This is a genomic window from Mesorhizobium sp. M8A.F.Ca.ET.021.01.1.1, assembly GCF_003998025.1.
Lineage (GTDB): Bacteria > Pseudomonadota > Alphaproteobacteria > Rhizobiales > Rhizobiaceae > Mesorhizobium.
The window spans coordinates 1-6,554 of sequence record NZ_RZSJ01000339.1 but is presented as its reverse complement, the minus strand read 5'-3'; the positions used below and the strand labels follow the sequence as shown (position 1 = coordinate 6,554).

Here is a 6,554-nt window from a genome sequence, read left to right as displayed (position 1 = left end):
CAGAGCGTCTTCGATGGCAGCGATGGCCGCCTGATCCTGCTCGACACGCTGGACGCCGGACATGTCGAGGGCAGGCTGTGCGCGGCCCGTCTCGACTGGCTCGACGAGAAGCTGCAGGAAGCGCGCGACCGGCCGGCTTTCCTCTTCATGCACCACCCGCCGTTCCGGATCCACATGCCGGTGCTTGACGAGGTCAGGCTCGCCGACGCCGATGCCTTGCATGACATTCTCCGGCGCCACAGCAATGTCGGCCACATCTTCGCCGGCCATGTTCACAGGCTGATCGCCGGCAGCTGGCGCGGCATACCAGTCAGCACGCTGCGCAGCACCAACCACCAGAGCGCACTGGATTTTTCGGACAGCTGGCGGCTGGGCCATGAGCCGCCAGCCTATGCTGTCATCTTCATCGATGCGGATGGGGTGGTGGTACATTTCCACGATTTTGGGGCCGGCCAGCCCGAGCCGGTCAAGGGTCCTTGACGAGGCGGCTTTCGCCGCCGCCGAGGTGGGTCTCCCACACATGGTCCGAGATCAGCCGCCGGTACTCCCGGGTCATGACCAGTTTTCTGTGCGAGGCGCCGCCGATGTGAAAAAAAGCGCCGCCCAGCATGCGATGGTCCGCCTCTACCCCACCATAGTCGAGATCGGCTGCCGTCTTCTGTGCATCCGAAACATCGTTCTCAGCAAGCCCGCGATACAGCAGCGTCCAGTTTCCGCCGCCGGTGTCCATTCCGCTGACAAAACGCGGTGTGAAGTCCAGGTCCAGTCCTTGCACGGCGCTGAAGCGGAAGAAGCAGAACCCAGCCCACATGAACCAGGCTTCAGGGTCCGCTTGCGCTGGGCGCTTTGAGCCGTAGACGACTTTTCCCTCCATCATTGCGGGAATGTCCACGCGGGCGATCGGAAAGCAGTCGTGATCCAGAAATCCGAAAAGCTCCGGCCGCAATGGCCGAACGACGTTGTGGAAGATCCAGTTCATGGAAATCCCGTGCGACCGGTTGGGATGGCCTTCCCGATTCCGAGGCAAACCGAAATAAGTGACTTTTCGCTCCCGGCAGATGTCCGCAATACGCACCCTGGCTGATCGATCGGATGAATTGTCAACGACGACCAGCGTCATTCCCGAGGAATACAAATGCCAGGCGCGGGTGAGCGCATCGATGACCCAGGGCGTATTGAAGGCAATGACAAAGCAGAAGCGCTGGGAGCCGGTTTGCCGCAACTCCTCGGCGAATTTCAGGCCTTCGGGAATGCCGCGCGCGCGAAAATCACGCTCAATCAATGCGTTGCGAAAAGCCTTGACCTTTCTGACAGGCCAGTTGTGGTTCAGCAGATCAACAAGGCCCTTGGCCGGCTTCCAGCTCATGCAAACTTCGCCATTGCTCCAAAATCGGATGCCTGCTCATAAGACGAAGCCCATCTTCCCACAACCCTGGTCTTGAACCGCGAGAATTCGCGACCACCGGCTGGTCCGTACACGCATGCTGTATTTCAACCTGATCTGGTCGCGGCCGCTATCAATCGCGACATCGTAGCGCTAAAACGCCATCCGGGCTCTGCACGGGGTTGATATGTTTGTTGCGATCTTTCGCGCATTGCGCGCCATTCCCTTCATTGCTGCAAGTATTGCGCCGTAAAGCAGATAGCCCAGGACCTGGTGGCGCATTGCCGAGTATGACAGGGCCATCGGCGTCAGGAATCGCTTGGCGGTTCCCTCCACCACCCCGCGGCGCGCCGCGATGCGCCTGGCGAGCGCCTCATGCGACTGCGTGTAGGCCTCTGGATCGCCCGTCGTGCCGGACGCGTATTTGTCTTTCAGACGCCTGCTGAAGCGATTGGCGAACAAGGCCGAGCCGGTGATGCCGTGGATCATCGCGATCGGCTCCTGGCCGACGCTGCCGGACACCGGCACGATCAGTTCGCGGGCCGGATGCTCCGGTACCAGCGACGCGATCAAGCGGCCGAATTCGCGCGGTGTCTGGGCTTCGAGCAGGACCGAGGTCTGCAATTTGACGCCGAACCGCTTCTGCACGGCAAGCACCAAAGTCTCCGCCATCAGCGAATCGCCGCCGAGATCGAAGAAATTGTCGTCGAAGCCGACTGCCGGTACGCCCAACTCCGTGGCGAAGATGCCGGCAATCGCATGGGCCGGGCCATCGCCTGGCACTGCCACAGGTCCAACCCGTTGTTGCACGTTCATCGGAAGCCCCTAACCGATGCATGTTCACTGCCAACGCTTTTACGCAGGGTAACGGCTCCTAACAAGTATCCTGTGCGCCATGGGACGGGACGCACGCGCGCCGCCATTGCGTGCAGTCTCGTCACGGCAATGTGGAATTACGCGTTTTGCCGGCTCTCCACCGGCTTTTTCTGCTGTGCTGGACGCATTGTGAAAGTGCTGCAAAAACACGCAGATTTTGGACATTAGTCTTGACAGAAATACAGATGTTCAATACCCGTCAGGCAATTGAACAAGCCTGCATTATGGGAGGAATGAGCGGTATGGCTTCCAATGTTTCGTTGACGGGCCTTGCTCGCGATCTCGAGGAACGCGGCAAATCGGGCAAGCCGATCCGCATCGGCCTGATCGGGTCGGGCGAGATGGGAACCGACATCGTCACCCGTGTCGCCCACATGTCGGGCATCGAGATCGGGGCGATCTCCGAGCTGAACCTGCCTGCCGCCAGCAAGGCGGTGGACATTGCCTTCCAGGAAACCGGCCATGCGCGCGAAGTGTCGAACGCTTCGGCGATGACGGCTGCCATGGAAGCCGGCAAGGTGGCGGTCACCAATGACGCCAGCCTGGTCATCAACAATGATCTTATCGACGTCGTCATCGATGCCACCGGCGTTCCCGCCGTCGGCGCCGAGATCGGTTTGCGCGCCATGGAGCATGGCAAGCATCTGGTGATGATGAATGTCGAGGCCGACGTCACAATCGGCGCCTATCTGAAGAGCGAAGCCGACCGGCTCGGCGTCACCTATTCGCTGGGCGCCGGCGACGAGCCGTCCTCCTGCATGGAGCTGATCGAATTCGTCTCGGCGATGGGCCATCCGATCGTCGCCGCCGGCAAGGGCAAGAACAATCCGCTCAACATCGACGCCACGCCGCCCGCCTATGAGGAAGAGGCCAGGCGCCGGCACATGAACGTGCGCATGCTGGTCGAGTTCGTCGACGGCTCGAAGACCATGGTCGAGATGGCGGCGATCGCCAATGCCACCGGACTGGTGCCGGACAAGGCTGGCATGCATGGCCCTGCGGCGACGCTTGGCGAGTTGAACAAGGTCCTGGTGCCGCAGAAGGATGGCGGCGTGCTGTCCAGGGTCGGCGTCGTCGACTATTCGATCGGCAAGGGCGTCGCGCCGGGCGTCTTCGTCGTCGCCGACATGTCCCACCCGCGCATCTCGGAGCGCATGGAAGACCTGAAGATGGGCAAGGGCCCGTACTTCACCTTCCACCGCCCCTATCACCTGACTTCGCTCGAAGTGCCTCTGACCTGCGCCCGCGTCGTGCTCTACGGCAAGGCCGACATGGTGCCGCTGGCCAAGCCGGTGGCCGAAGTGGCCGCGGTTGCCAAGAAGGACATGCAGCCGGGCGAGAAGCTCGATGCGATCGGCGAATATTGCTATCGCGCCTGGATCATGACGGCGCCGGAAGCGCATGCCGTCAGGGCCATTCCCTGCGGCCTGCTGCAGGGCGGTTCGGTGACGGCGCCGATCAAGAAGGGTGAGTTGATCACCTACGCCAATGCCACCCCGGCTCCGGGCTCCAAGATCGCCGAACTGCGCGCCCGCCAGGACAAGCTCGTCTACGGAACCGTGGAGGCGTGATCATGGCCGGAGCCAGCAAAGCCGTCGCGGACAGCCGCGCCAACCTGCCTTTCGTCTATCGCCAGTACAGCGCCGAGCAGTTGAAGCAGGTGCTCTACAAGATGTACCTCATCCGCCGCTTTGAAGAGGGCGCGGAGGAAAGCTACACGCGCGGCCTCATCCACGGCACCATGCATCTATCGATCGGCCAGGAGGCCAGCGCCATGGGCATCTGCATGCCGCTTGGCGAGGATGACCAGATCACCTCGACGCATCGAGGCCATGGCCATTGCATCGCCAAGGGCGCGGAAGTGAAGCGCATGTTCGCCGAGTTCTTCGGCAAGACCACGGGCTACTGCAAGGGCCGCGGCGGTTCGATGCACATCGCCGATGTCGCCAAGGGCAATCTCGGCGCCAACGGCATTGTCGGCGGCGGCATTCCGATCGCGGTTGGCGCCGCGCTGTCCTCCAAGATGATGAAGACCGGCAAGGTGGTCGTCTCCTTCTTCGGCGACGGCGCCAACAATGAGGGCGCCTTCCACGAGGCGCTCAACATGGCGGCGGTCTGGAAGCTGCCTGTCATTTTCGTCTGCGAGAACAATGGCTACGGCATGTCGACATCGACGGCCCGGTCGACCGCGGTCAAGAACATCGCCGACCGTGCCGCCGCCTATTCGATGCCTGGCGTCATCGTCAACGGCAACATCTTCTCCGAGGTCGCCGAGGCTTCGTACAAGGCGGTCGAGCGGGCACGCGCGGGCGAGGGGCCGACGCTGATCGAGTCCAAGACCTACCGCCATCGCGGTCACTCCAAGAGCGACCGCAACCGCTACCGCACCAAGGAAGAGATCGAGGACTGGATGTCGAACCGCGACCCGATCACGCTGTTCGAGAACGAGTTGCGGGAATTCGGTTTCATCGACGACAAGGGCATCGAAGCCATCCGCGACGCGGTGGCGCAAGAGATCGCCGACGGCATCGAGTTCGCCAAGGCGAGCCCCTCGCCCGACGTCAGCGAGACCGGAAATTACGTGTATACGGAGCAGGCGTGATGGACGCGATGGTGCGTGAACTGAGCTACGCCCAGGCGATCCAGGAAGCTATGGCGATCGCCATGGACATGGACGAGCGCGTCTTCCTGATGGGCGAGGATATCGGCGTCTATGGCGGCGCCTTCCAGGTCACTGGCGACCTGGTCGATCGTTACGGCGCGGACCGGGTGCTGGACACGCCAATCTCGGAACTGGGTGGTGCTGGCGTCGCAGTCGGCGCTGCCGTCACCGGCATGCGGCCGATCTTCGAATTCCAGTTTTCGGATTTCGCCACGCTCGCCATGGAGCAGATCGTCAACCAGGCCGCCAAGATGCGCTTCATGCTGGGCGGCGAGGTTTCAGTGCCTGTCGTCATGCGCTTCCCTGCCGGCTCCGGCACGGGGGCCGCCGCGCAGCACAGCCAGAGCCTGGAAGCCTGGCTCGGCCATGTGCCGGGACTGAAGGTCATCCAGCCGGCGACACCCTATGATGCCAAGGGCATGCTTCTGGCTGCTGTCGCCGATCCCGATCCGGTCATGATCTTCGAGCACAAGCTGCTCTACAAGATGAAGGGGCCGGTGCCGGAAGGCTATTACACCGTGCCGATCGGCAAGGCCGACATCCGCCGCGAGGGCCGCGACCTCACCATCGTCGCCACCTCGATCATGGTGCAGAAGGCGCTTGACGCCGCCGCCACGCTGGAGGCCGAAGGCATCGACGTCGAAGTCGTCGACCTCCGGACCATCCGGCCGATGGACAAGCAGACCGTCATCGACAGCGTCAAGAAGACGTCGCGGCTGATGTGCGTCTACGAAGCCGTCAAGACGCTGGGCATCGGCGCCGAGGTCAGCGCCATGATCGCCGAGAGCGAGGCGTTCGATTATCTCGATGCGCCGATCGTGCGACTGGGCGGCGCGGAAACGCCGATCCCCTACAATCCGGAGCTGGAAAAGGCCACGGTGCCGCAGGTTCCCGACATCATCATCGCCGCGCGCGACCTCGTGAAAGGGGTTCGCTGAGACATGCCGACCGAAGTCATTCTTCCCAAGGTCGACATGGACATGGCGACCGGACAGATTTCGCGCTGGTTCGCCGAGGAAGGCGCTCAGGTCAAGAAGGGCGACGTGCTGTTCGAGATCGAGACCGACAAGGCCGCGATGGAGATCGATGCGCCTGCCAGTGGCGTGCTTCGCGACGTGACCGGCAAGGAAGGCTTCGATATTCCGGTCGGCGCGCCGGTCGCCTGGATCTATGCCGACGGCGAGGCTTATGGGACCAAGCAGGACGCGGCGCCAGTCTCCCCCCTCGCGACGAAGCACGATGTCCTTTCAACTGCCGGGAGCGAGGCGCCCCCCTCCGCCCTGCCGGGCATCTCCCCCACAAGGGGGGAGATCGGCCAATCGCCGTCGGGCGCACGCGCGACACCGTTGGCTCGCCGCTTGGCGCGCGAGGCGGGTCTCACCCTTTCAGCCATATCAGGCACCGGCCCGCATGGCCGTGTGGTCAAGGCGGACATCGATGCGGCGATTGCGAAGGGCGGCGCCAGGGAGGCTCCGGCGGTCGCTCCCGAAGCTCCTGCCGCATCTGCGCCGGCAGTAAAGGCGATGTCGGACGATCAGGTGCTGAAGCTGTTCGAGCAAGGCTCTTATGAACTCGTCCCGCACGACAATATGCGCAAGACCATCGCGCGGCGCCTGGTCGAGGCCAAGACCA

At 62.9% G+C, this 6,554-nt stretch carries 6 protein-coding genes and 1 pseudogene; 5 read left to right on the top strand and 2 right to left on the bottom strand.

What is annotated here, in order from left to right:
• Positions 1-480, top strand: a pseudogene (locus EOA36_RS23020) (phosphodiesterase); the annotation flags it as partial.
• On the opposite strand, the gene EOA36_RS23015 reads toward EOA36_RS23020, so the two are convergent.
• Positions 467-1,366 (bottom strand): hypothetical protein, encoded by a 900-nt coding sequence (locus EOA36_RS23015; RefSeq protein ID WP_127279555.1) that lies wholly within the window; start codon positions 1,364-1,366, stop codon positions 467-469. The pseudogene EOA36_RS23020 and the gene EOA36_RS23015 overlap by 14 nt on opposite strands.
• A gap of 171 nt (positions 1,367-1,537) precedes the next feature.
• Complete coding sequence (locus tag EOA36_RS38385) at positions 1,538-2,200, bottom strand: acyl carrier protein (RefSeq protein ID WP_281040074.1); 663 nt, start codon at positions 2,198-2,200, stop codon at positions 1,538-1,540.
• Between the two features lie 302 nt (positions 2,201-2,502).
• On the opposite strand from EOA36_RS38385, the gene EOA36_RS23005 reads away from it, so the two are divergent.
• The 4 genes from EOA36_RS23005 to EOA36_RS22990 form a co-directional block, all read left to right on the top strand.
• Positions 2,503-3,831: an NAD(P)H-dependent oxidoreductase gene (locus EOA36_RS23005; RefSeq protein WP_127279554.1), complete on the top strand. Its 1,329-nt coding sequence runs from the start codon at positions 2,503-2,505 to the stop codon at positions 3,829-3,831.
• 2 nt (positions 3,832-3,833) lie between these two features.
• Positions 3,834-4,862 carry a thiamine pyrophosphate-dependent dehydrogenase E1 component subunit alpha gene (locus tag EOA36_RS23000; RefSeq protein WP_127279553.1) on the top strand — a complete coding sequence of 343 codons (1,029 nt, stop codon included), beginning with the start codon at positions 3,834-3,836 and terminating at the stop codon, positions 4,860-4,862.
• Positions 4,862-5,860, top strand: coding sequence for an alpha-ketoacid dehydrogenase subunit beta (locus EOA36_RS22995; protein ID WP_127279552.1), 999 nt, complete (start codon positions 4,862-4,864; stop codon positions 5,858-5,860). The genes EOA36_RS23000 and EOA36_RS22995 overlap by 1 nt, the downstream gene beginning before the upstream one ends.
• A gap of 3 nt (positions 5,861-5,863) precedes the next feature.
• Positions 5,864-6,554: biotin/lipoyl-containing protein (locus EOA36_RS22990; protein WP_127279551.1), on the top strand; the 691-nt coding region annotated here is incomplete at its 3' end.

Excerpts from the sequence above, each read along its gene's own strand:
- EOA36_RS23015 (WP_127279555.1), bottom strand. The coding sequence starts at position 1,366 with ATGAGCTGGAAGCCGGCCAAGGGCCTTGTTGATCTGCTGAACCACAAC.
- EOA36_RS38385 (WP_281040074.1), bottom strand. The coding sequence starts at position 2,200 with ATGAACGTGCAACAACGGGTTGGACCTGTGGCAGTGCCAGGCGATGGC.
- EOA36_RS23005 (WP_127279554.1), top strand. The coding sequence starts at position 2,503 with ATGGCTTCCAATGTTTCGTTGACGGGCCTTGCTCGCGATCTCGAGGAA.
- EOA36_RS23000 (WP_127279553.1), top strand. The coding sequence starts at position 3,834 with ATGGCCGGAGCCAGCAAAGCCGTCGCGGACAGCCGCGCCAACCTGCCT.
- EOA36_RS22995 (WP_127279552.1), top strand. The coding sequence starts at position 4,862 with ATGGACGCGATGGTGCGTGAACTGAGCTACGCCCAGGCGATCCAGGAA.